This window comes from Amycolatopsis sp. NPDC102389 (assembly GCF_044765885.1).
GTDB lineage: Bacteria > Actinomycetota > Actinomycetes > Mycobacteriales > Pseudonocardiaceae > Amycolatopsis.
In genome coordinates, this window is record NZ_JBIWKX010000014.1 from 15,096 (window position 1) to 37,038 (window position 21,943).

The 21,943-nt window shown below is 69.0% G+C and carries 22 protein-coding genes; 9 read left to right on the top strand and 13 right to left on the bottom strand.

Features of this window, described 5'->3' with window-relative positions; translation table 11 throughout:
• Positions 1-54: 54 nt before the first annotated feature.
• The 7 genes from ACIRGA_RS15030 to ACIRGA_RS15060 all read right to left on the bottom strand — a co-directional run bounded on the left by ACIRGA_RS15030 (position 55) and on the right by ACIRGA_RS15060 (position 5,015).
• Positions 55-819 carry a polyphosphate polymerase domain-containing protein gene (locus tag ACIRGA_RS15030; RefSeq protein WP_400941144.1) on the bottom strand — a complete coding sequence of 255 codons (765 nt, stop codon included), beginning with the start codon at positions 817-819 and terminating at the stop codon, positions 55-57.
• Positions 816-1,400: a DUF4956 domain-containing protein gene (locus tag ACIRGA_RS15035; RefSeq protein WP_400941146.1), complete on the bottom strand. Its 585-nt coding sequence runs from the start codon at positions 1,398-1,400 to the stop codon at positions 816-818. The genes ACIRGA_RS15030 and ACIRGA_RS15035 overlap by 4 nt, the downstream gene beginning before the upstream one ends.
• A 60-nt stretch (positions 1,401-1,460) precedes the next feature.
• Complete coding sequence (locus ACIRGA_RS15040; RefSeq protein ID WP_400941148.1) at positions 1,461-2,123, bottom strand: response regulator transcription factor; 663 nt, start codon at positions 2,121-2,123, stop codon at positions 1,461-1,463.
• Positions 2,120-2,479: a sensor histidine kinase gene (locus tag ACIRGA_RS15045; RefSeq protein ID WP_400941151.1), complete on the bottom strand. Its 360-nt coding sequence runs from the start codon at positions 2,477-2,479 to the stop codon at positions 2,120-2,122. The genes ACIRGA_RS15040 and ACIRGA_RS15045 overlap by 4 nt, the downstream gene beginning before the upstream one ends.
• Positions 2,476-3,510 (bottom strand): HAMP domain-containing protein, encoded by a 1,035-nt coding sequence (locus tag ACIRGA_RS15050; protein ID WP_400941153.1) that lies wholly within the window; start codon positions 3,508-3,510, stop codon positions 2,476-2,478. Before ACIRGA_RS15050 ends, ACIRGA_RS15045 begins: the two co-directional genes overlap by 4 nt.
• 9 nt (positions 3,511-3,519) lie before the next feature.
• Positions 3,520-3,795, bottom strand: coding sequence for a hypothetical protein (locus tag ACIRGA_RS15055; protein WP_400941156.1), 276 nt, complete (start codon positions 3,793-3,795; stop codon positions 3,520-3,522).
• A 71-nt stretch (positions 3,796-3,866) separates the two neighbouring features.
• Positions 3,867-5,015, bottom strand: coding sequence for a N(5)-(carboxyethyl)ornithine synthase (locus ACIRGA_RS15060; protein ID WP_400941158.1), 1,149 nt, complete (start codon positions 5,013-5,015; stop codon positions 3,867-3,869).
• 149 nt (positions 5,016-5,164) lie between these two features.
• Here ACIRGA_RS15060 and ACIRGA_RS15065 point away from each other — a divergent pair, with 149 nt between their 5' ends.
• On the top strand, positions 5,165-5,602 hold the full coding sequence (locus ACIRGA_RS15065) for a DUF5994 family protein (RefSeq protein WP_400941161.1): 438 nt from the start codon (positions 5,165-5,167) through the stop codon (positions 5,600-5,602).
• Between the two features lie 9 nt (positions 5,603-5,611).
• Here the strand turns inward: ACIRGA_RS15065 and ACIRGA_RS15070 are convergent, their stop codons facing one another.
• Entirely contained in the window at positions 5,612-6,430 is an 819-nt protein-coding gene (locus ACIRGA_RS15070) for an NAD(P)H-binding protein (protein WP_400941163.1), read from the bottom strand.
• A 137-nt stretch (positions 6,431-6,567) separates the two neighbouring features.
• Between ACIRGA_RS15070 and ACIRGA_RS15075 the strand changes: the two genes are divergently transcribed.
• From ACIRGA_RS15075 to ACIRGA_RS15100, 6 genes are all read left to right on the top strand, one after another.
• The gene (locus tag ACIRGA_RS15075; RefSeq protein WP_400941165.1) at positions 6,568-7,713 is read left to right on the top strand and encodes a CaiB/BaiF CoA transferase family protein; all 1,146 of its coding nucleotides are present in this window, start codon (positions 6,568-6,570) and stop codon (positions 7,711-7,713) included.
• 58 nt (positions 7,714-7,771) lie between these two features.
• The gene (locus ACIRGA_RS15080; protein WP_400941167.1) at positions 7,772-8,935 is read left to right on the top strand and encodes an FAD-dependent monooxygenase; all 1,164 of its coding nucleotides are present in this window, start codon (positions 7,772-7,774) and stop codon (positions 8,933-8,935) included.
• A gap of 140 nt (positions 8,936-9,075) precedes the next feature.
• The gene (locus ACIRGA_RS15085) at positions 9,076-9,657 is read left to right on the top strand and encodes an RNA polymerase sigma factor (protein WP_400941170.1); all 582 of its coding nucleotides are present in this window, start codon (positions 9,076-9,078) and stop codon (positions 9,655-9,657) included.
• A complete protein-coding gene (locus tag ACIRGA_RS15090) occupies positions 9,648-10,214 on the top strand; it encodes an Asp23/Gls24 family envelope stress response protein (protein WP_400941172.1) in 567 nt (188 codons plus the stop codon). The genes ACIRGA_RS15085 and ACIRGA_RS15090 overlap by 10 nt, the downstream gene beginning before the upstream one ends.
• Positions 10,204-10,605 carry an Asp23/Gls24 family envelope stress response protein gene (locus ACIRGA_RS15095; protein WP_400941175.1) on the top strand — a complete coding sequence of 134 codons (402 nt, stop codon included), beginning with the start codon at positions 10,204-10,206 and terminating at the stop codon, positions 10,603-10,605. The genes ACIRGA_RS15090 and ACIRGA_RS15095 overlap by 11 nt, the downstream gene beginning before the upstream one ends.
• Positions 10,602-10,907 (top strand): hypothetical protein, encoded by a 306-nt coding sequence (locus ACIRGA_RS15100; RefSeq protein ID WP_400941177.1) that lies wholly within the window; start codon positions 10,602-10,604, stop codon positions 10,905-10,907. Before ACIRGA_RS15095 ends, ACIRGA_RS15100 begins: the two co-directional genes overlap by 4 nt.
• A gap of 60 nt (positions 10,908-10,967) precedes the next feature.
• Here ACIRGA_RS15100 and ACIRGA_RS15105 read toward each other — a convergent pair whose 3' ends face one another.
• Together ACIRGA_RS15105 and ACIRGA_RS15110 are read right to left on the bottom strand one after the other, a co-directional pair.
• Positions 10,968-11,645: a fasciclin domain-containing protein gene (locus ACIRGA_RS15105; protein ID WP_400941180.1), complete on the bottom strand. Its 678-nt coding sequence runs from the start codon at positions 11,643-11,645 to the stop codon at positions 10,968-10,970.
• 88 nt (positions 11,646-11,733) lie between these two features.
• A complete protein-coding gene (locus tag ACIRGA_RS15110) occupies positions 11,734-13,290 on the bottom strand; it encodes a molybdopterin-dependent oxidoreductase (RefSeq protein ID WP_400941183.1) in 1,557 nt (518 codons plus the stop codon).
• Positions 13,291-13,398: 108 nt separating this feature from the next.
• On the opposite strand from ACIRGA_RS15110, the gene argG reads away from it, so the two are divergent.
• Entirely contained in the window at positions 13,399-14,847 is a 1,449-nt protein-coding gene (argG, locus tag ACIRGA_RS15115) for an argininosuccinate synthase (protein WP_034321733.1), read from the top strand.
• 67 nt (positions 14,848-14,914) lie between these two features.
• Here the strand turns inward: argG and ACIRGA_RS15120 are convergent, their stop codons facing one another.
• Positions 14,915-16,171: an SON protein gene (locus ACIRGA_RS15120; RefSeq protein WP_400941186.1), complete on the bottom strand. Its 1,257-nt coding sequence runs from the start codon at positions 16,169-16,171 to the stop codon at positions 14,915-14,917.
• 117 nt (positions 16,172-16,288) lie between these two features.
• Complete coding sequence (locus ACIRGA_RS15125; RefSeq protein ID WP_400941188.1) at positions 16,289-17,461, bottom strand: PQQ-dependent sugar dehydrogenase; 1,173 nt, start codon at positions 17,459-17,461, stop codon at positions 16,289-16,291.
• A gap of 313 nt (positions 17,462-17,774) precedes the next feature.
• Between ACIRGA_RS15125 and ACIRGA_RS15130 the strand changes: the two genes are divergently transcribed.
• The gene (locus tag ACIRGA_RS15130; protein ID WP_400941190.1) at positions 17,775-18,110 is read left to right on the top strand and encodes a helix-turn-helix domain-containing protein; all 336 of its coding nucleotides are present in this window, start codon (positions 17,775-17,777) and stop codon (positions 18,108-18,110) included.
• Between the two features lie 610 nt (positions 18,111-18,720).
• Here ACIRGA_RS15130 and ACIRGA_RS15135 read toward each other — a convergent pair.
• Positions 18,721-21,747 (bottom strand): BTAD domain-containing putative transcriptional regulator, encoded by a 3,027-nt coding sequence (locus ACIRGA_RS15135; RefSeq protein ID WP_400941192.1) that lies wholly within the window; start codon positions 21,745-21,747, stop codon positions 18,721-18,723.
• Positions 21,748-21,943: the final 196 nt, after the last annotated feature.

Genomic DNA, 21,943 nt, shown 5'->3' on the forward strand with positions numbered 1-21,943 from the left:
CGTCCTCCCTCACTCGGAACCCGAAAGCAAGGGTCGACGCCAGTGCCGCGATTGTTACGCCACCCCGAGCCGCCTCAGCGCCGGTCGCCACCGGTTCCCGCCGGTCGCCAGCCCCAGCGCCACCAGGCCCGCGCAGTACTTGCTCACCGACTGCTCCCGGATCCGCAGTTTCGCCAGCGCCTCGGTGACGCTGTTGCGCTCGGAAGCCGACTTCACCTCCAGCAGCACCAGATCGTCCCCGGCGGCCAGGCTCCGCGACCGTGACCGCCACACCAGCGCTGTGTCGCAGGTGATCCGCGTGTCGGCGGTGACCAGGGTCGTCCGCCGGTAGTCGGTGACCAGCGCGGGAATCAGCGGCCGGGGCGCGGGACGGCCGTAGGCGGCGGTGAGGGCGTCGTCGAGGAACGTCAGCGCGGGCGCGGTCAGGCCGTGCGCCGCTTCGGCCGGATGCGGACGGCGGACCTTGACCGTTACGTCGCGCCGTCCGCTGACCTTGAGTTCGCAGTAGGTGTCGGCCGAATCGGTGTAGGTCCGCGTGCGGATCTTGAACCGGCGACGGCGGTCCTGCCGGTGCGCCCGGAAGATCGCCTGGTCCGGTGTGTCGAAATAGGTCGACGAGTAGCCGAACACCCGCTGCCCGCCGATTTCCAGGCAGCGAAGCGACAGCGCGTCGGTGACGGCCAGGAAGTCGTTGAGCGGCAGGACGTACTTGCGGTCCGTCCGGCTCATCAGCCCGCTCGTGGCGACGACTTCGGCCAGCGACAGCGAAGGAAGCCTTTTCGCCACCGCCGCGACGGTGGCCGTTCCGCGCCCGCTCATCGGCGCCCCGCCGGAGCGCCGTGGACGACGGCGGCGGCATCCGGGCGGAACCGGACGTCGACGACGGTGACCTCGCGGACATAGTCCACTTCGGACACACTGTGCCGTACGACCGTTCCGCCGAGCCGGGCCCTCAGTTCCATCAGCATCGTCTGTTCGTCGGGGTACACGGTGTCGAGCACGACGGTCCGCCGCTGCGGGCCGCGCGTACGCGACGGGTGGTCGGCGACGTACATGACGGCCAGCAGCAGGACGTTGAAGACGGCGACGATCCGCCAGTCCGCTGACGGCAGCCCGTTGACCAGGCCGAGCACCAGCGCGACGAAGTAGTAGGCGACCTCCTGCTGGCTGATCGAATCGGACCGCAGCCGGATGATCGACAGCACGCCGAACAGCCCGAGCCCGAGGGCACTCGCGGTCGACACGGAAAGCAGTACGGCGACCGAAACGCAGACGCCGACGTTCAGCGCGAGATAGGCGCAGGCGAGGTCACCGCGGTGGTGGCGCCGGGCATAGATGCCGTAGGCGAGGATCACGGCGGCGACGAGGTCGACGGTGAGATGAAGCAGTGTCGTGGTCATGGAAACCACTGTGCGGCCCGCGGAAAAGACCGTCGTTAGATCCGGATGAGAACCGTCTCATCAGGACTCACTGAGCCGATAACCCATTCCCCGCACGGTTTCGATCCGCTCGGCGCCGATCTTCCCGCGCAGGTAACGAATGTAGACGTCCACCACGTTCGACCCGGGATCGAAATCGAAACCCCAGACCCCGCCCAGCAATTGCTCGCGGGACAGCACCTGGCCGCGGTTGCGCAGCAACGTCTCCAGCAGCGCGAACTCGCGGGCGGTGAGGTCCTTCTCCTCCCCCGCCACCGAAACCCTCCGCGTGCGCAGATCGAGCGAGAGGTCCCCGGCGCGCAGCACGGCCGGCTCGGCTTCGGGATTCCCCCGTAGCCGCAACCGGATCCGGGCCAGCAACTCCTCGAACGCGAAGGGTTTCGCCAGATAGTCGTCGGCGCCGCCGGACAACCCGGCGACCCGGTCGACGACGCTGTCCCGCGCGGTCAGGATGATCACCGGCACCGTCCGGCCCGCCGCGCGCAGGGCCCGGAGCAGATCCGCGCCGTCGAGGTCCGGAAGCCCGAGGTCGAGGACGACCAGATCGTGCGCGCCGGTCAGCGCCTCGGTCAGGCCTTCGGAGCCGGTCTTGACCCAGCGGGTCGCGAAACCCTGCGCCCGCAGCCCTTTCTCGACGAAGGCACCGATCCTGGCGGAGTCCTCCACCACGAGCACACTGGTCACCGGTCCGCACCTTCCGCGACAGGGATCTCCATGGTGAACCGTGCGCCTTCGCCGGGCACGGTGTCGAGCAGCACACGGCCGCCGTGCGCTTCGGCGATCGCGGCGACGATCGCCAGGCCGAGGCCTGCTCCGTCGTCGCCGCTGGAGTTGCTGCCGCGCTTGAACCGTTCGAAGATCCGGCTCCGCGAATCCGGCGGGACACCCTCCCCGGTGTCACGGACCCAGAGCCGCGCCGTCGTCGCCGTGACCTCGGAGCCGAGGGCGATCTCCTGGCCGGGCGACGTGTGCCGGACGGCGTTGGACACCAACTGCAGCAAGGCCTGCGCGAGCCGCTGACCGTCCGCGTGCACCTTCACTTCGGCGACCGCGTCGAGCCGCCAGACACGGTCGGCCAGCGGACGGGATTTGGCCAGGGTCTCGACGGTGAGATCGGCGAGGTCGGTATCGCCGGGCGCGAGGAAATCGGGGTTGCCGGACTTCGCGAGTACCAGGAGATCGTCCACGATCCGTTGCATCCGCCCGAGTTCGTCGAGGACGAGACGCCGCGTGGCCGCGTTCTCCTCGGGGTCCTCCCCATCAGCTCGATGTGGCCGCGGACGATCGTGATCGGTGTGCGCAGTTCGTGGCCGGCGTCGTCGATGAAGTCGCGTTGCCCGGCGAAGGCGCTTTCGAGCCGGTCCAGCATCGTGTTGAAGGTGCGTCCGAGCGCGGCGACGTCGTCCGAGCCGCGGACCTCGATCCGGCGTGAAAGGTCGGTCTCGCCGATCTGCTCGGCGGCCAGGCGGACCTCCCGCACGGGCGCGAGGATGCGGCCGGCGACCAGCCAGCCGATCAGCCCGGCCAGCACGAGCGCGGCCCCCGACATCGCGGCCATCACGCCGACGACGTCGTTGATCTCGCCCGCGGCGTGGTCGACGAACTCGACGATCACGAGCGCGCCGCGCCCTGGTGAGCCCTCGATGGTCACCGGGACGACGCCGTAGCGCGCGGACCCGACCGCGGTGGTGACCGTGCCGTACGCCGGGCTCGTGGCCCGGGCCAGTTCGGCGACGAATTTCGGGTCGGTGTCGAGCCGGACCGGCGGCTCGATCGCGCTCCGCCTCGACGCGGCGCCGTCGCTGATCGAGAAGAACGTCTCGTACTTCTCGGGCAGATTCCGTTCCAGGTGACGGCCGAGGACCGCCTCGACGGTGGCGGGCCGCCCGGCGGGACGGGCGTCCGGCGACGCCAGGAAGGCACGGAGTTTGCCGGTCTCGTGCGCGATCTCGTTGTCGAGACGCTGGTCCAGCTGGTTGTGCAGAACGGTTCGGGTCGCCAGCAGCGATCCGGCTAGCGCGAGCAGCACGACCAGCAGGACCCACGCGAGGATGCGGGCGCGGGCGCTCATCGGCCCCGCTCAGTCGTCGAGGTCGAAGTCGAAAGGGTCGTCACCGTCGCGGTCATCGTCATGGTCATCATCGACGTCGTCGTCGTGCCCGGCCAGCCGGGGCGGGACGACGGCGGGCGGGGCGCCCGATTCCCCCGGTCCGGTGACGGCCCGTCCAGCAGGCGCTACCACCGCCGGGCCGAGATCAGGCGGCGAGGCCGCGGTGGCCGCGATGACGGCGAACGTGCCGGTGGCCGCCACCACGGCGGCGGCGACCCCGGCCAGGACGATGATTCGGACTCGCATACCACTCAGGCTGCCCGGAGCGGGTGAGCCGCCGATGAGGGCTCGATGAGAACTTTCTCATCGAGCCGCGCTCACTGGTGCGCGTGCGGATACTCCGGCGACCGATTCTGGAAGGCCAGGATGTCCGGATTCCGGATCGTGCCCTCGCTGATCTCGATCGCCCGGTCGATCGTCGGGTCCGCGGCCCACGCGGCTCGCCCGGCCAGCACGTGCTTCAGATGCGGCAGGAGGGCACCGCTGATCTCCCAGGTCGCCGAGTCCCAGAGGTAGGACGGGCTGTGGTCGACGGCGTAGTAGGTGAGGCCGCCGACCTGGAAGGTCGGCTCCGTGAACGTCGTCGGCTTGGCCCAGCTGAACCCCATGGCCTCGTCGCAGGAGACGTCGACGACGAGACTCCCTTGCCGGAACGCGGCGAGGTCTTCCTCGTCGAGGAAGGTCAAGGGCGCCTTCGGGTCCTGCAGTACGCAGTTGACGACAATGTCGTGCCCGGCGAGGAAATCCGCCAGCGGTACCCGGCCTTCCTCGGTGATCGCGTGACTGCGGCGGAGGTCCGCCGGGCCCTTCAGATCGTGGTCGAGATGCACGATGTTCGCCGAGTGGATCGGCGACCCGACCGCGGTGACGCCGCGATGGGTGAGGACGTGCACGTCGTGGATCCCGTGCGCGTTCAACGCCGTCACCGAACCCCGCGCCGTCGCGCCGAAACCGATCACGACGGCGCGGAGCCGCCGGCCGTAGTCACCCGTCGAGCCGATCAGCTGAAGCGCGTGCAGTACCGAGCAATAGCCTGCCAGCTCGTTGTTCTTGTGGAAGACGTGCAGATTGAAGGAACCGTCACGGCGCCAGTGGTTCATCGCTTCGAAGGCGATGAGCGTCAGCTTCCGGTCGATGGCCAGCTGGGTGAGCTTGTCGTCCTGGACGCAGTGCGGCCAGCCCCACAAAATCTGTCCCGGCCGGAGTTCGGCCAGATCGCCGGCGAGTGGTTTGGCCAGGAGGATGACGTCGCAGTCGGCGATCAGTCGTTCACGGGAACACAGACCCCCGACCAGGAGCGCGAGTTCCTCGTCCGGGATGCCGAAACGTTCGCCGTAGCCGTGTTCGAGGTAGATGTTCCGCCGGAGATCGGGGTCGATCCGCTCGAGGTGGCGTGGATGGATCGGGAGCCGCCGCTCGTTTTCTTTGCGCGAGCGGGAAAAGACGCCGAGAGTGAGCTGGTCCACGTGGGGCCCCTTAATTAGACCTCAGTCTAAGCACAGGGGACCGCGGCGGCGTAGGCTCGGTGGTGTCCGGGAGCATTTCGTGCGCAGGCGTTCGAGCTCGCGTCGTCCTCGGGCCCATCCGGCCGCTCGGCCCGGGACGGAGCACCGCCATGACGACGGTCCCGCACACGAACACCCTCGACCATCCGAAACACGTCGCCCGCCTGCGCCTCAAGCCCAAGGCACCCGCGACCGGATACGTCGACGGCGCGTGGTGGCCGGCCTCCCGTGACCTCGCCACCGAACTGCCGTTCCTGCTGGTGGTGCTGGCCGTCCAGCTGGAGCGCATAGAGCGGGTGACCTACAACCTCACGGCCTGGCCGCCCGCTCCCCGGCGGCTCGTCGTCGAGAGCGGGAACGTCCGGCTCGAAGGGTTCCGCTCGCAGCACACCGACACCCTGACGGTGATCGGCACCGCGGGCAGGCGGCGGCTGACCCTGCTGGTCGTTCCGCCGGAGACCGAACCGGACCTCGCGCACCGCCTGCTGATGACCGCGGCGCACCGGGACAGCGTCGACGACATCGAGACGCTGCTCACCGGCGAATGACGGCGAGCGTCATTTGAACGCCGCCGCGTTCCGCGCCGCCCAGTCGGCGAAGGTGCGCCCTGGCCGTCCGAGCACCTTCTCGACGTCGGGGCTGACCCGCAGTTCGTCCTCCGTGGGCCTGCCGAGGATCGAGAGCGTGGCCTCCACGACCACCGGCGGCATGAACTCCGACATCGCGGCACGGGCCTCCTCTTCGCTCAGTTCGGTGAAGCGCAGCGGCTCGCCCAGCGCCTCGCCGAGGTCCGCCGCCTGCCGCCGCGGCGAGATCGGCTCGGGTCCGGTGAGCACGTAGGTCCGGCCGTGGTGGCCGGATCCCCGCAGCACGGCCGCCGCGACGTCGGCGATGTCCGCCGGGTCGATGACGGGCAAGGCGACGTCACCGAACGGCGCGGCGACGGCCCGATCGGCGCGGATCGCCGGTGCCCACTGGAAGGCGTTCGACGCGAAACCGCCCGGCCGAAGCACTGTCCACTCAGGACTCGATGCCTTGACCGCCTCTTCGAACGTGGGCGCGTGCCGCCCGGATCCGACGCCCTGGGAGGACAGCAGCACGATCCCGGCTTCCCCGGCCGCCGCGACGACGCCCGCGACATCGCCGCCCGCCGCCATGAATTCTCCGGACGTCAAAAGGAAAATCCGGTCCGCTCCGGCGAAAACCTCCTTCAATCCTTCAGTACGGGTGAGGTCGGCCTGCACGGCGCGCACGCCTTCCGGCACGTCCGCCGCCGAGATCCGGCGTGACACCGCCGTCACTTCTTCTCCCGCGGTGGCAAGGGTTTCCACCAGCAGCCGTCCCACGTTCCCGGTCGCTCCGGTCACCACGATCATGGTCACTCCTCGATTCGCTTTAAGTTGACGCGACCGAAGCTACCTTCCTGGGGATAGTAGGTACCTAGAGGAGAGTATTGGGTTCGTGAGCGCGATCACAACTTCGAAGCGGCGAGCGGCCGCTTAGGGTCGGGTCCATGTCCGACACCGCACTAGGCCCGCTTCGCGTCCTCGACTTCTCGCGGGTGCTCGCCGGCCCCTTCGCCACCATGCTGCTGGCCGACCTCGGCGCGACGGTGATCAAGGTCGAGCGGCCGGGCACCGGCGACGACACCCGCAGCTGGGGCCCGCCCTACGACGCGGCCGGTCAGGCGACGTACTTCCAGTCGGTGAACCGGAACAAGACGAGCGTGGCGCTGGACCTCGGCGATCCGGACGACCTCGCCCAGGCCCGCGCGCTCGCGCTGGAGGCCGACGTCGTGGTCGAGAACTTCCGGCCCGGCGTGATGGAGCGTCTCGGGCTCGGCCCGGAGGTGCTGCTGGCGGCGAATCCCGGCCTCGTCCTTTGTTCCGTCACGGGTTTCGGTACCGGCGGCGGCTCCGCGCTGCCCGGCTACGACCTGCTCATCCAGGCCGTCGGCGGGCTGATGAGCATCACCGGCGACCCGGCGGGCGAGCCGCAGAAGGTCGGTGTCGCGCTCGTCGACGTCCTGGCCGGGCTGTTCGCGAGCGTCGGCATCCTCGCCGCCCTGCGCCACCGCGACCGGACCGGGCAGGGACAGCGGGTCGAGATCGATCTGCTGTCCAGCCTGCTCGCCGCCCTGGTCAACCAGGGCAGCGCCTACACCTCCGGCGGGACGGTCCCGGCGCGGATGGGCAACCGGCATCCCAGCATCGCCCCTTACGAACTCGTGCCCTGCGCCGATCACGAACTCGCGCTCGCCGTCGGCAACGACCGGCAGTTCGCGGCGCTGTGCGAGGTCATCGGCGTGCCGGAGCTCGCGGAGGACGGCCGGTTCGCGACCAATCCGGCGCGGGTCGCGCACCGAACCGAACTCCGCGCACTGCTCGAAGACCACTTCGGCAGGCGTCCGGCGGCGGACTGGGCGGCGGAGTTGAGCGCGGCGGGCGTGCCCGCCGGGGAGGTCAACGACGTCGCGGGCGCGTTCGCGCTGGCCGAACGGCTCGGCCTGAGCCCGACCGTCGATCTCCCGAGGCCCGACGGCACCTCCGTGCGGCTCACCCGCAACCCGATCGGCCTGTCGGCGACGCCCCCGCGCTACGAGACCGCGCCGCCGGACGCGCCTGGACAACTCACCCTTCCCCTGCCCGGCTGGAGCTGACGGGGCACGGTCAGCGGACTGTCAGCGCTTCGTCAACACCGGCCGCGAAGCTCCTGCCATGACGAACAGGACAGTCCTCATCTCCGGCGCCAGTATCGCCGGCCCCGCCCTCGCCTTCTGGCTCTCCCGCCAGGGCTACACGGTCACCGTCGTCGAACGGTCGCCGGAACTCCGCGCCGGCGGCCAGGCGGTCGACTTCAAGGGCGCCACCCACCGCGCCGTGCTCGAACGGATGGGCATCCTCGACGAGATCCACCGGAACCAGACCGGTGGGCTCGACCAGACCATCATCGACGCCGAGGGACGCCCGCTCGCCGTGATGCCCGGCGAGTTCACCGGCGGCGACGTCGAGATCCGGCGCGGCGACCTGGCCCGGATCCTCTACGACCGGACCTCGTCCGACTGCGAGTACGTCTTCGGCGACTCGATCACCTCGCTGACCGAGACCCCCGACGGCGTCGACGTCACCTTCGAGCGCGAGGCCCCGAGGCGGTTCGACCTCGTCTTCGGCGCGGACGGCATCCACTCCGCCGTGCGACGGCTGGCGTTCGGCCCGGAAGCCGACTACGTGGAACACCTCGGCCACTACTACGCCCTGGTCGAGACCGACGAGACCGATGGCGGCCCGGCCGTGATGTACAACGAGCCCGGCCGGATGGCCGCCACCGGCGGCCCGAAGGCGACCGCGTTCTTCGTGTTCGCCTCCCCCGAGATCAGCTACGACCGGTACGACACCGGGCAGCAGAAGGAGATCCTGACCACCGCCTTCGCAGGCGGCGGCTGGCGGCTGCCCGAACTGATGGCGGCGGTGAACCGCTCGGACGACGTCTATCTGGACTCGATCGCCCGGGTCAAGATGGACGGCTACTCCACCGGACGCGTCGCGCTCCTCGGCGATGCCGCGTACGGCAACACGCTGGGCGGCTTCGGCACCGGGCTCGCCGTCGTGGCCGCCTATGTCATCGCGGGCGAACTCGCCGCGGCGAACGGCGACCACGAACTCGCCTTCCGGCGGTACGACGAGAAGTTCTCGGGCTACGCAAAGATCGCCCGCACCGCCAACGCGGGCCCGTTCCTCGCGCCGCCGACGAAGCTGCGGATCAAACTGCGCGACCAGATGTTCAAGCGACGGTCCCTGCTGCGCGGGATGCTGTGGGTGACCGACAAGTTCGCCACCGACATCACTCTGGAGGAGTACCCCGCGCTCGTCCGGCAAGGCTGACCGCCTGACTTCGGCGTGCGCGATCCACCGGGCCGTGGTCGGCTGGTCCAAGTTCCCGCGTGACGTTTCCGGGGAAGCCGTGTCTTAAGGGGTGCGACCAGAAAGGAGCTTCGCATGACGGCGCTGCACAGGTGCGCTCGATGACGGCTTCGGCGAGAGAAGACGCACCGGCGGCCGGCGAAACGGTGCTGGACGACGCGACGCTGGTCGCGCGTGCCCGCGACGGCGAAATCCGCGCGTACGAGCAGCTCGTCCTGCGGTTCCAGGGGCCGATGTACCGCCTGGCGGTGCGAATGCTGGGGAACAAAGGCGACGCCGAGGACGTCGTCCAGGAGGTGTTCCTCGTCGCCTGGCGGCGGCTCGACCAGCTGCAGGAGGACGCGGCGTTCGTCGGCTGGCTCTACCGGATGACGACCAACCGGTGCCTGAACGTGATCCGCGCCAGGAAGCCGGTGGCCGACGTCGAGCTGGACCAGCAGGAGTCCGCCGGTTCGGCGGGGCGGCCGGATCGCGCGGCCGAGACGAGCGCGCAGATGACGGCGCTGACCGGCGCGCTGGAGCAGCTGACCGCCGAGCAACGGGCCTGCTGGCTGTTGCGCGAGGTCCACGGTCGCTCCTACGAGGAGATCGCGAAGGCGATCGGGGCGACCACCACCGCGGTGCGCGGACGCATCGCGCGAGCACGAGCACAGTTGGCGGAGGTGATGGCGCCATGGCGATGAACCACGCGACCCGCGACTACCTGCTGCCGTGCGGCCGTGATGTGGAACAGGTCTGGGAACGGCTCGACGAGGTCGACGCCGGCCGGGCGGACGCGCACGAACTCGGCTGCCCGCACTGCCGGGCGACCCGCGAAAGCCTCCTGGTGCTGCGCGGACTGACCAAGGAGCTGGCCGAAGACGACGCCGAGCCGTCGCCGGATCTCACCAGCCGCATCATGTCCGCGATCCGCGCCGAGGTGCGGCGCCGCGATCTGGTGCCGCTGGCGAGCCCGGAACCGGGCGAGGTCCAGGTGAGCGATCAGGCGGTCGCGGCCGTGCTGCGGTTCGCCGCGGACTCCGTCGACGGCGTCCGCGCGCGGCGCTGCCGGGTCCTGCCCGCGCCGGACATCACCGACCCGCTGGCCGTGAACGTGGAGCTGAGCCTGGCGATCGCGCATGACTTCGACGGCGACTCGCTGGACCTTGTCCGCGAGCGGGTCACCGCGGCGGCGGGCGCCAGGGTCGGTGTCCGGCTGGCCCGGCTCGATCTGGTGGTGGAGGATCTCTATGACGCGTGAGCAGGCTCCGGCCCGGCAACTGGTCGAGACGGTGATCTCCCCGCCGGTGATCGCGGCGGTCGCCGCGCACGCCGCGGCCAAGGTCCCCGGCGTGGTACGCCTGGAACCCGGGCTGCGCGGGCTGGCGGGCTCACTGACCCGGATCGCGCGGCAGCGGATCAAGGGCCTCGAACCCGCGCCGACCGAAGGGGTCCGCGCGTTCGTCGAGCACGATCCGCCGGACGTGCGAGTGGAGATCGACCTTTCGCTCTCCGGCCTGGACCAGGCCGCCGCGACCGCGCAGGCGGTGCAGCGGGCCGTGGGCAAAGCGGTCACCGAGGCGACCGGGCTCATCCCGTCGGCCGTCTCGGTGTCCATTTTGGACATCGAAATCCGTGGAGGACTGTTGTGACCGCACGTTCCGAACTGACCGCTTCGCTGCTCAGCACCCTTCGCGAGGTGCCGGGGCTGCGCGCGGCGACACCGTCCACCACGGCCGCCGCGTCGGCGGTGCCGTGGGATCTCGACGTGATGGCCGTCGACATCTCCGAGGACGTAGTCGAGCTCCGCGTGGTCGCGCTGGAGGTGCCGATCCCGCCGCTCACCGAGGCCGCCGGGGCCGCCTTGCGCCCCATCCTGATCGGAACCCCTTGGGAGAACGCGACTCTGCGGCTCGTGGTGACCGATGTGGACGCCGCCGCGCTCGTTCCCTGACCACGAAGATCGCGGTGGCCGCGCCCGAAGGCGTGGCCACCGCGATCGTGGGGTGGGGACCTAGTTCTTGTTGGTGCCCGGGGTCAGCACCTTGTCGATGACGAAGACGGTGGCGTTCTTGGTGGGGATGTTGCCGCACAGGACCTTGGCGCCGTTGACGGTCATGTTCTCGCCGGTGCCCTCGATCTTGACCGGGCCGCCCGCGGTGTTCAGGCTCTCCACGGACTTGGCGGACTCCAGGCCCTTGGCGTCGTAACGCTTGCCGACGACGTGGTACTGCAGGATCGGGGCCAGCTGGTCGGGCTTGCCGGCCAATTCGGCGAACTTGGCGTCGCCCAGTGCCTGGAAAGCCGGGTCCGCCGGGGCGAACACGGTGATGGCCTGCTGGCTGTTGAGCGTGTCCACCAGGTTGGTGGCCTTCACCGCGGCGACCAGCTTGGTCAGCAGCGGGTTGGTCGAGGCGGCGCTGGCGACCGGCTGCGGGCCCATCGAGTCCAGCGAACCGGGCGCGCTGCCCTGCGGGAGCTTCGAACAGGCCGGGCCGAACACGTCGGCGTTGGTCGTGACCCCGTCGCCGGAAGCGGCGCTGGACATCGGGGCCGACATCGACGAGGACGAGGCGGGCGCGGGGGCACTGCTGGAGCTGCCGGACGAAGCGCTGTCGTTGCTGCTGCAGGCGGCCAGGGCCAGCGCGGTGACCGCGGTGAAACCGATTCCTGCGACGCGAAGCTTGCTCACGGAAAATCACTCCATTTGTTTTTCGGACTCTTACCGGGTATTCGGAACCATCGCGGAATCGGATTGCCACCCTTCCGGGTGACGCCGATCACCGTGCGGTGAAACTGATGACGTGCCAGCCGGTCGCTCCATCGGGAACGGTTCCGGCGCGAGCGTCGGTCTGGGTGTAGCCGGATTTGTCGACGGCCCGGACGGTGACCTGGTGACTGCCGGCCGGAACGCCGAATTCGGTCCACCACATGCGCCAGGTGTTGAGGCCCACCTCACGGGAAAGTGTTGCGGGCTGCCAGCTTCCGTTCGCCCCGAGCCGGACTTCGACCCGCTCGACGCCGGTGTGCTGCGCCCACGCGACACCCGAGACCCGGACCTTGCCGGCGGATACCGTTTCGAATCCTTTCGGACTGTCGATCCTGGACTGCGTTTTGATCGGGGCTTGTTCGCCCCAGCCGCGATCGAGCCAGTACGCGCGGCGCGCTTTCCAAGTGGTGATCTCCAGGTCTTCGACCCATTTCGTCGCCGAAACATAGCCATAGAGACCGGGGATGACCATTCGCGCGGGAAAACCGTGTTCGACCGGCAACGGTTCTCCGTTCATCCCGATCGCCAGCATCGCGCCCCGCTCCGGGTCGAGCGCGGCGACGACCGGGCTGCCGGCGGTCCAGCCGTCGACGCTGGTGGAGAAGACCTGCTCCGCACCGGGAAGGACGTCGGCCTCCCGCAACAGCTCTCCGAGGTCCACGCCGATGAAGTTCGCCGTGGACACGTAGGTGCCGCCGACCTCGTTGGACACACAGGTCATGGTGATCGTGCGCTCGATCAGCGGGCGGTTGCGGATGTCTTCGTAGCTGTACCGCTTTTCGTCGCGCACCATGCCGTGCAGCCGGAGACTCCAGTCCTCGGCCCGGACCTGCGGCACCGACAGGGCGGTGTCGACGCGGTAGAAGTCGCGGTTCGAGGTGAGGAACGTCGGCGTGCCCAGTTTGGCGAAATCCGCGTCGGCCGGGATCGGCGGCGCCGGCTCGGCGGGCACGAGCCGCCCGACCGCCGTCCGGGACGATTCCGCGTCTCGCGTGCCGGCGAGCAACTGCCCTCCGGCCCCGGCAGCACCGGCGGCCACGACCGCACCGGCCCCGGCCAGCAGCACCGACCTGCGTGACGGCGTGGCTCCCGCGACTTCGGCCCGGGGAGCGGCCGAGGCCACGCGGTGCAACCAGAAGAAGACGCCGACCCCGGCGATCAAACTGGCCAGCGGCGCGAGCAGCGCGACCGGCGAGAGGTCGGGGCGCTGCGACACGGCGAATCCGCCCAGCAGGCCGAAGGCGGCGATCAGCACGATGCCCGGAACGGGTGACCGCCGCGAGGCGATCCCGGCGACGGCGGCGGCGAGCACCATCACCACGGCCATCCCGCCGAGCAGGACGAGCTTGTCGTAGACGCCGAACGTGCGAACCGCGAAATCCTTCAGCTCCACCGGTGTCAGATCGATCGCCCCGTTGCCGACGGCGAGGTACGGCGAGGCGTTGGCGCTGATGAACCCGGCCACCAGATGGCCTGCCGCCAGCGCCGCGGCGAGGGCCACGACGCCGATCAGCGCCGCCCCGAAGAAGGGGAGGCGTGGTTCCCGAGCGGCCCGCGAAGTCTTCATGTCAGGTATTCGGCACGGCCGGACGCGCGGACAGGTCGTCCACCCACCCGAGTTGCGCCGCTCACCCCGGCTTGCATGGTCATACACACCTATGCATATACTTCCATCATGTCCAAGGTACTCACCTCTCTGCCTGTCGGCGAACGCGTCGGGATCGCCTTCTCCGGCGGCCTCGACACCTCGGTAGCGGTCGCGTGGATGCGCGAGAAGGGTGCAGTGCCGTGCACCTACACCGCTGACATCGGCCAGTACGACGAACCCGACATCGCGTCGGTCCCGGGCCGGGCGAAGGCCTACGGCGCCGAGATCGCGCGCGCCGTCGACTGCAAGGCCGCGCTGGTCGAGGAAGGGCTCGCGGCGCTGGCCTGCGGCGCCTTCCACATCCGCAACGGCGGCCGCACCTACTTCAACACGACCCCGCTCGGCCGCGCGGTCACCGGCACGCTGCTGGTGCGCGCGATGCTCGAGGACGACGTCCAGATCTGGGGCGACGGCTCGACCTTCAAGGGCAACGACATCGAGCGGTTCTACCGCTACGGCCTGCTCGCGAACCCGTCCCTGCGGATCTACAAGCCGTGGCTCGACGCCGCGTTCGTCAGCGAGCTCGGCGGCCGCAAGGAGATGTCCGAGTGGCTGCAGGCGCACGGCCTGCCGTACCGGGACAGCACCGAGAAGGCCTACTCCACCGACGCGAACATCTGGGGCGCGACGCACGAGGCCAAGTCGCTGGAGCACCTCGACACCGGCATCGAGATCGTGAACCCGATCATGGGCGTCCGGTTCTGGGACCCCGAGGTCGAGATCGCGCCCGAGGACGTCACGATCGGCTTCGAGCAGGGCCGCCCGGTGACGATCAACGGCAAGGAGTTCGCCACCGCGGTCGACCTGGTCCTGGAGGCCAACGCCATCGGCGGACGGCACGGGCTCGGCATGTCCGACCAGATCGAGAACCGGATCATCGAGGCCAAGAGCCGCGGGATCTACGAGGCGCCGGGCATGGCGCTGCTGCACGCGGCGTACGAGCGGCTCGTCAACGCGATCCACAACGAGGACACCCTCGCCAGCTACCACAACGAGGGCCGCCGCCTCGGCAGGCTGATGTACGAAGGCCGCTGGCTGGACCCGCAGGCGATGATGCTGCGCGAGTCGCTGCAGCGGTGGGTCGGCGCGGCCGTCACCGGCGAGGTCACCCTGCGGCTGCGGCGCGGCGAGGACTACTCGATCCTCGACACCACGGGCCCGTTCTTCAGCTACCACCCGGACAAGCTGTCGATGGAGCGCACCGAAGACTCGGCGTTCGGTCCGGTGGACCGGATCGGCCAGCTCACCATGCGGAACCTCGACATCGCCGACTCGCGCGCCAAGCTCGAGCAGTACGCCGGGCTCGGCATGGTCGGCGGCGGGCACCCGACGCTGATCGGCGCCGCGCAGGCCGCGTCGACCGGCCTCATCGGGGCGATGGACGCCGGTGGCGCGCAGGCGATCGCCTCCCGCGGCAAGGCCTCGGGCGAGGACGAACTGCTCGACCACGCCGCGATCGAATCCGGCACTGACTGACCCGAAACAACGGGACGCGAAAGCGCCGGGCGCGCGGCATCGAAGCCGTTCGCCCGGCGCTGTTCTCTTACTTGCCGCCGAGCTGGGACCGCCGTTGCCCCAGTTCGTCTATCAGCCGGGTGATCTCGACCTGCCCGATCGCTTCGGCCAACACGGAAACCGACGCGAGGCTCTCGATCTGGTACTGCACCGGCACGCCGCCCGACGCTCGCGATCGAGCTTCCGCGTCCGCCTTCTTCTCCGCTTCGACGGCCGAGAAGACGCCGCCGGCCTCACCGTTGACACAGCTGATCGAGCCGGAGCCGTTCAGCGGCAGCGTGGCCGTGTTCCGGCAACTGCCCGCCGAGCGGCCGCCGATGGTCACGTTCGCGGTCATCGTGGCGTTGACCTGGCCGGTGACCTTCCCGCCACTCGCCGAGGCGGAACTGGAGACGTTCGCGGTCACCGTGCAGCCCGAGGCACCGCACGCGACCGTGGCCGCGCCGTCCATGTCGAACCGCACGCCGGTATTGACGGCGCCGGTCAGCTTCTTGGTGTTCGACGTCAATTCGTCGTAGACGGCTTCGGTCTCCTGCGGTGACAAGGCGTCCACATCGGAGTCACCGAGACCGGCACCCGACGGCGGCTGCGGCCGCGAACCCGCGCCGGGCAGGGAAGGCATGCCGGCGGGCATCTTCACGGAGTAGCGGAGAAGCCGGTGCGGCGCTTCCCTCGACACGTACAGGTCACCGGCGGGCGTGCTCGCCTTGAGCGCCGGGACGTCCCGGACGCTCTGCCCCTCGGTGATCTCGTCCGCCCGCTCCAGCGCCTCGCGCAACCGGGCGGCGAGTTTCTCCGGGGACTCGAACTGCTGCAGGACCGGGCCGAACAGCTCGTCCTCGCCGGTGATCCAGCGGTCCTTGAGCTCCTCGGCCGAATCCGCGGCCGCCCCGGGCAACATGCCGTCGGGCGCCTTGAAGAAGACCTTGCCGCCGACGACCAGGATCTCGATCTTCTTGCCCTGGAAGGACATCGTGCCGGACGTCTCGCCGTACGCCGTGGTCTTGACGTCCGTCTCGATCATCCCGCCGACCGCGGAGGTGCTGTTCCGGACTGCGGGCGCCGAGGAAAGCCCGGCCAGGGCCTGTTCGAAGGGTTCGCGGCCCGCCTTCGATGGCCACAGCAACCAGGTCGTCAGACCCGCGAGGAGCACCACCACCAGCCCGGCGATCCCGGCGAACAGCGGCCACCGGGTTTTCCGGACGGGCGGCGCCGGTACCGGTTGCGGGACCCAGCCCTGCGGCGGCGGCCACTGCGCGCCTCCGGCCGGGAATGCTTGCTCCACGTCGCCCTCCATCACTGAATTCATCGACCGAACTCACGCTATGGAGCGATGATGAAAACTTGATGAAACGCGATCCGGTGCCCTGCCGCGCCGGGCGGACGCGGCAGGGCAACCGGTTCAGCCCTTGCGCGCGAACGAGATCCGGTGCAGTCCACCGGGCTGCTCGTCGGCAAGGTACAGCTCGCCGTTCTGATCGGTGCCGAACGTGGTGGCGTCGAGCGGGAACTGGCCGATCCGGGCGCTTTCGTAGGTACCGTCGGTCTTCTTGCGGACGGCCCAGGCCGTTCCCTGGCAGAAGTCGGTGGCGAGGTAGGTCCCACCCGCCAGCGAGGCGTACTTCCTGCCGCGGTAGACGTGCCCGCCGATGACCGCGCAGCCCTCCGCACCGGAGATGTAGTGGAAGACCGGTTCGGTGTAGGTCACGCCGTCCTTGCACCGCGTCTCGTCGAATACGACCGGCCCCTCCTTGCAGGACCAGCCGAAGTTCGCGCCGCCCTTGCCCTTGGCGAGGTGGTCGACCTCCTCGAAGCGGCCCTGGCCGACGTCGCCGATCCACAGTGAACCATCGGCCGGGTCGAAGGAGAACCGCCAGGGATTGCGAAGCCCGTACGACCAGATCTCCGGCCGCGCGCCCGCGACGCCGACGAACGGGTTGCCCGGCGGGACGCAGTACTTCAACGGACGGCACGCGCGGCTGACGTCGACGCGCAGGATCTTGCCCAGCAGCGTGTCCAGCCGCTGCCCGCTGGCCAGCGGATCACCGCCTCCACCGCCGTCGCCGATCCCCCAGTACAGATACCCGTCCAGGCCGAACGCCAGCTGGCCGCCGTTGTGGTTGGGGAACTCGGCGTGCGGCTGGGTGATCAGCTCGGTGAGCTCACCGGTGTCGAACCGCACCCGGGACAGCGTCACCGCGCTGTCGGACTTGCGGGTGTAGGCGACGTAAGCGCGCCTGTCCTTGGCGATCGCGAGCCCGAGCAGCCCGCGTTCGACGTCCGCGCCGTTCACCTTGTCGCTGATGTCCAGCACCGGTTTGGCGGCGAGCCCGGTCCTGGGGTGGAAAGCCCGGACGACACCGCGTTTCTCGACGATGAGGATCCGGCCGCTTCCGTCGTTGAGCGCCGTGATCGCGGTCGGGTTCACCAGCCCGGACGCGACCTTGGTCGCCATGGCGGTCAGCTCACCGAGCGGAACTCGGGTTTCCGCGCTGCTCGCGGCCGGGAGCAGCGCTCCGGCCAAGGCGAGCCCGGCCACCAGGGACAACCCCCGGCGGAGGTGCCGTCGCGTCATGTGAGACTCCAATCGCCAGTGAATGGTCTGGTCCAATTCAACAGCGACCGGCGGAGTGGCGGTACCTCCATACGCGAGCTTTTCGTCGGTTTCTTTCCGGCGCCGGACTTCCCCCGAAGTGACGACGCCGAAGCGCTCGAATTTTCCCGAAGCAAGCCCGGAATGGACACCATGTGCCCGCGAGTTGTCGGCGACACGCCGAGGCGACACACCACCTCCGCGGGGAAACACTCGGTCAGCGGTGTGGGATCAGGCGCTCGCGCCCTTGACTGGAGGGTCGGAATGATCGAGCTGTGCGGGCGGCGATGATCTGATGACCGGGGAAGACGACAGCGCCGGGGAACATACCGACGCCGATTCGCTGCATGCCGAACTCGTCCGTCTCTACAACGACGGTGCGACGATCGAAAACCTGGCGGAACGCCACTCGCTGAGCTACCGCAAAGTACGAACCATCCTGCTGGCCGCCGGCGTCACGCTCCGGCCGCCGAAAATCCCGCTCCCACCCACGCCGCCAGGGCTCGTCAACGCGTACCTGGCGGGGCGGAGCATCCGACAGCTGGCGGCCATCCACGGTATGAGCTACGACCAGACCCGCCGGATCCTCCTCGCGGAAGGTGTCGTCCTTCGCCCGCGGGGGCGGCAGTAGCCACAGGTGCCGAACGCCTGCCGGAGCCTGGTTCTCCGGGCGGACCTCGCCATGCCCGGAGAACCAGGGCCCTACTTACAGCGCATGACGTTGACCGTCACGCAAAGTACACGATCCAAATGTAACGCTCGATCACCGTCGCACGGTTCCTCTCATCTGAAAAACGGGTATAGGGTGAGCCGGATGAGGTCACGTCTTTAACTTCACAAGGCGCTCTTTCACATTCCGAGCGGGTTCCGGCCGACGTCTCCACAGGACGACTGGAGGAGAGAGTACTCATGCCGAGAATGGGCATGAAAGCGCCCCATCACACTTCCACGCAGTTGACGGTAGCGACACGTCACACGAACGCCTGAACTGCGACTTCTCTCTGCGACGACGCAAGTCGGCAAGCACCGAATGCCGCCGAAGCGATCCGCGAGCGAGCGGCATCCCGCCCCACGATGTCCGCCACTCGAAACTACTCCAGAGTAGCCGCAAGCCCGGCCGGGAATTCGCGAAAATTCTTCAGCTCGAAAGAGCTGCGCAAAGCACCCTCAATCAACTCTAAGTGGCGCAATGAAGGGCACATCACTCTTTACGGTGACTACTCACCGGTACGACGTGGGTCTCAGGAACGGTGGCCTCGGGCGATCCGCAGATGCGGCGGGGGCATCGCCACGGTGTCTCCCTCACCTTTGCGGGCCGACGGGACAAGCGGTCCCTGCGCGTCCAGTTCGGCCAGCAACGCCTCGATCGCGTCCGCCTTCGCCAGCCGAGCCCGCCCGCGGTAGAGCTCCGCGGCTTCCCGCCACAGCTCCCGCGCGTCGTCGGGATCACCGTGCTCCCAGATGACAGCCGCAAGGGCGGCCAGGGCCCGGGCCCGCCCCGTCGCGTGCTGGGTCCTATTCGCCAGGGCGACCGCCAGATGCGCGTGCCGCAGCGCCGCCCGGGCGTCGCCTTCCGCGTGCCGAAGCTGAGCGAGCACCGTGTTGAGCTTCATGACGGTCGGAAGGTCTTGACTCGCCTCGATCAACGCTTGCCCGGCGGCGCACTCGACCGACGCTTCGGCGAGCCTGCCGAGCCGGACCAGCAGCGCACCGAGGGCGGCGTGTGCCCGCATCAGTTCGGTGGCATCGCCGGCCGCACGCCGATGTTTCAAGGCCTCCCGGTACAGAGCGAGCGCTTCCTCTTCGTGACCACCCACCTCGAGCAGCGCATCGGCGAAGCGGTGCTCCGCGCTGGCGCACAACATCGGCTCGCCCAGCGCACGGACGGACGGAAGGACCTTCCGGTACCTTTCGACCGCTTCGGCCGCACGACCGGCATGGAAATGCACTCGGGCCAGGTTCAGCCTGACCGTCACCCCGCCGATCGCGATCCCGTGGGCGTCGGCCAGTTCGAGTGCGCGCGACAGGCACCGCTCGGCCGCGTCGTCGGCGCCGGCGAGCATGTGCACGACCCCGAGATCGTTCAGGCACGAAGCCAGCGAGTTCTCGTCGCCCTGCGCCGTCGCGGCACGGACGGCGATGGTCAGCCCTTCGACCGCGTCGGGGTATCTCCCCTGCAACAGGAAGAATTCCGAGGCCATCGCGGGCAGGAGGTACGAGATTCCATTGAGGACACCTTCCGACGCCGCACTGACGGCCATGATCGACTTTCGTTCCCGCAACACCCATTGCCGCGCTTCGGCGACGTTCCGGAACCCGGGAGCAGGCGCCGCCCGCACCATCGGAGGCAGGTTCAGCAGCTCTTTGTGCGGGAACTGCAAGCGATACGCGTCGATGACCACGCGCAGGTAGAACTCGAACATCTTCCTCCGCGCGAGGTCCACATCGGACAGCTGCGCGGCCAGGGACGCGGCGTACAGATGGAGAAGGTCGTGCACGCGATAGCGATCGAGGTCGGCGGGGTGTTCGATCAGATGCGCGGCGACCAGTATGTCGAGCGAGCGCCGCACCTCCGCTGCCGGGCGACCGTCCGCGGCGGCGATCACCGCGGGGGTCATCTCGGCGCTCGGATGCAGGCCGATCAGGGCGAACACGCGCCGCTCGGCGGGCTCGAGGTCGTGGTACGAAAGGGCGAAGGCGGACCTCAGGCTCATCCCCGGCCAGTCGCCTTCGTCGCCGAGGTCCAGCAACAGGTCGGCGTCACGCAAGTGGCTCGCCAGGGTCCGCATCCGCGTACCCGCCCGGGAGATCGCGCGTTCGGCCACCAGGGTCAGCGCCAACGGGTTGCCCCGGCACAACCGCACCAGCTCTTCGACCCCCTCCGCGTCGTCTCGCGCGCGGTGACCGATTCGCCGGGTCAACAAGGCGGAGGAATACCGGTCGGCGAGCGGGAACACCGTGATCACCGGCGGAGTCAGCTTCGCGGACAAGGATTTCAGGCGCCACCGCGAAACGATCAGGACCGTGCAGGGTGACAGGACACCGAGCAGCGGCGCGACCTGATCGGAGCTGCGCACGTTGTCGAGGATCACGAGCATCGAGCGCCGGGCGAGCAGCGCCGACAGTTTCGCGGCGCGGGCGATCGGATTGACCACTTGGTCGACCGGAAAATCCAGCAACGACAAGAGTGTGTCGACTATTTCGCTGGCGTCGGCCTTCGCGGCCTGGCTGTCACCGCGAAGATCCAGCATGACCGCGCCGTGCCGGTACCGTCGTTCCGCACGGTGGGCCCATTTGGCCGCCAAGGTCGTCTTCCCGACCCCGGGTCCTCCGGTCACCACCACCGCGGCTCGTTTCGGCGCGCCCGCCGAATCGGTCGTGTAGGCGTCGAGCAGCGCGATCAGATCGGCTCTTCCCGCGACGTCGTCGACGTCCGGTGGCAAATGCCGGATCACGTGTTCACTTTGACCGGTGGAATCGAGCGGGGCCGGTTCGCGCCGTCGAATCACCCGATCCGGCCGGATCAGCACCTTGTCGTTGACCGCTCGCAGTTCTTCCGCCGCCCTTGTCTCCCCCGCCTCACGGTAACGGGCATACGTCGCCCGAAAGAAGTCGGCGGCTTCGGCGGGCTGATCGGCTTCGGCCAGCGCCCGTATTCGCAATTTCTCGAAGCTCAGTTCCCTGGGATGCGCCTGTTCGAGTTCCGCCAGTTTCCGCACCGCGGCGTCGGCTTGTCCGGTCGCCAATTGCTCAGCCACGACGAACGCGTTGGCGGGAATCCACTCACTACGTTCCCATGAGGCGCGCCATCCGTCGGCACGCTCGGTCCGGAGATCGGCCAAGGCTTCGTCCCGGCACAATCGGACGGCCGAAAGTGCTTCGACGAGCGCGCGGTCGTGCTGACCGGCTTCGCGGAACCGGCGGGCCTTGTCCATCATGGCCTGGAAGCCGAAGTGATCGATCAGTCCCGGCTCGATCTCCAGCAGGCAACCCCCTTTGCCCACACTCACGTTGGCGGGCACGGATTTTTCGTGGAACGCCCGGCGCAGTTTGGTCGCGTTCTGGTGAAGCGTCGAGTGCGCGTCCTGTGGCGCCTTCTCGTGCTCTTCCCACACCCAGTCCACGACGACGTCCAGTGACAATCGGCGGTTCGGCGCGGTCAGCAACGCGGTCAGCACCTGCCTCGGCCGGGGACCCGCCCAGTTCACATCCACATTCCCGTGCATTAGCATGGCCGTCTGCCCGAGAATTCCGAAAGCGATTTCCACGAGTGCGCCCCTTCCCCATGGCGAACCCGGGTTCGCCACCCCTGTCCCGCCGGATCATTTTTCCACCAGACCGCGCATAAGGCCAGGTCATCGGCTTAATTGTCAAACTTCGGCGATCACCGTTGATCATCTGTCAATGAACTGACCACCGGCCGAAGCCGTTTTCTCCACGATCGCTCCCATGCTGACTGCGGAT

Coding starts and splice junctions, on each gene's coding strand:
- ACIRGA_RS15035 (WP_400941146.1), bottom strand. CDS start 1,400: ATGACCACGACACTGCTTCATCTCACCGTCGACCTCGTCGCCGCCGTG.
- ACIRGA_RS15125 (WP_400941188.1), bottom strand. CDS start 17,461: ATGACGCGACGGCACCTCCGCCGGGGGTTGTCCCTGGTGGCCGGGCTC.
- argG (WP_034321733.1), top strand. CDS start 13,399: ATGTCCAAGGTACTCACCTCTCTGCCTGTCGGCGAACGCGTCGGGATC.
- ACIRGA_RS15085 (WP_400941170.1), top strand. CDS start 9,076: ATGACGGCTTCGGCGAGAGAAGACGCACCGGCGGCCGGCGAAACGGTG.
- ACIRGA_RS15065 (WP_400941161.1), top strand. CDS start 5,165: ATGACGACGGTCCCGCACACGAACACCCTCGACCATCCGAAACACGTC.
- ACIRGA_RS15075 (WP_400941165.1), top strand. CDS start 6,568: ATGTCCGACACCGCACTAGGCCCGCTTCGCGTCCTCGACTTCTCGCGG.
- ACIRGA_RS15110 (WP_400941183.1), bottom strand. CDS start 13,290: ATGAAGACTTCGCGGGCCGCTCGGGAACCACGCCTCCCCTTCTTCGGG.
- ACIRGA_RS15055 (WP_400941156.1), bottom strand. CDS start 3,795: ATGCGAGTCCGAATCATCGTCCTGGCCGGGGTCGCCGCCGCCGTGGTG.
- ACIRGA_RS15130 (WP_400941190.1), top strand. CDS start 17,775: ATGACCGGGGAAGACGACAGCGCCGGGGAACATACCGACGCCGATTCG.
- ACIRGA_RS15030 (WP_400941144.1), bottom strand. CDS start 819: ATGAGCGGGCGCGGAACGGCCACCGTCGCGGCGGTGGCGAAAAGGCTT.
- ACIRGA_RS15080 (WP_400941167.1), top strand. CDS start 7,772: ATGACGAACAGGACAGTCCTCATCTCCGGCGCCAGTATCGCCGGCCCC.
- ACIRGA_RS15090 (WP_400941172.1), top strand. CDS start 9,648: ATGGCGATGAACCACGCGACCCGCGACTACCTGCTGCCGTGCGGCCGT.
- ACIRGA_RS15070 (WP_400941163.1), bottom strand. CDS start 6,430: ATGATCGTGGTGACCGGAGCGACCGGGAACGTGGGACGGCTGCTGGTG.
- ACIRGA_RS15050 (WP_400941153.1), bottom strand. CDS start 3,510: ATGAGCGCCCGCGCCCGCATCCTCGCGTGGGTCCTGCTGGTCGTGCTG.
- ACIRGA_RS15095 (WP_400941175.1), top strand. CDS start 10,204: ATGACGCGTGAGCAGGCTCCGGCCCGGCAACTGGTCGAGACGGTGATC.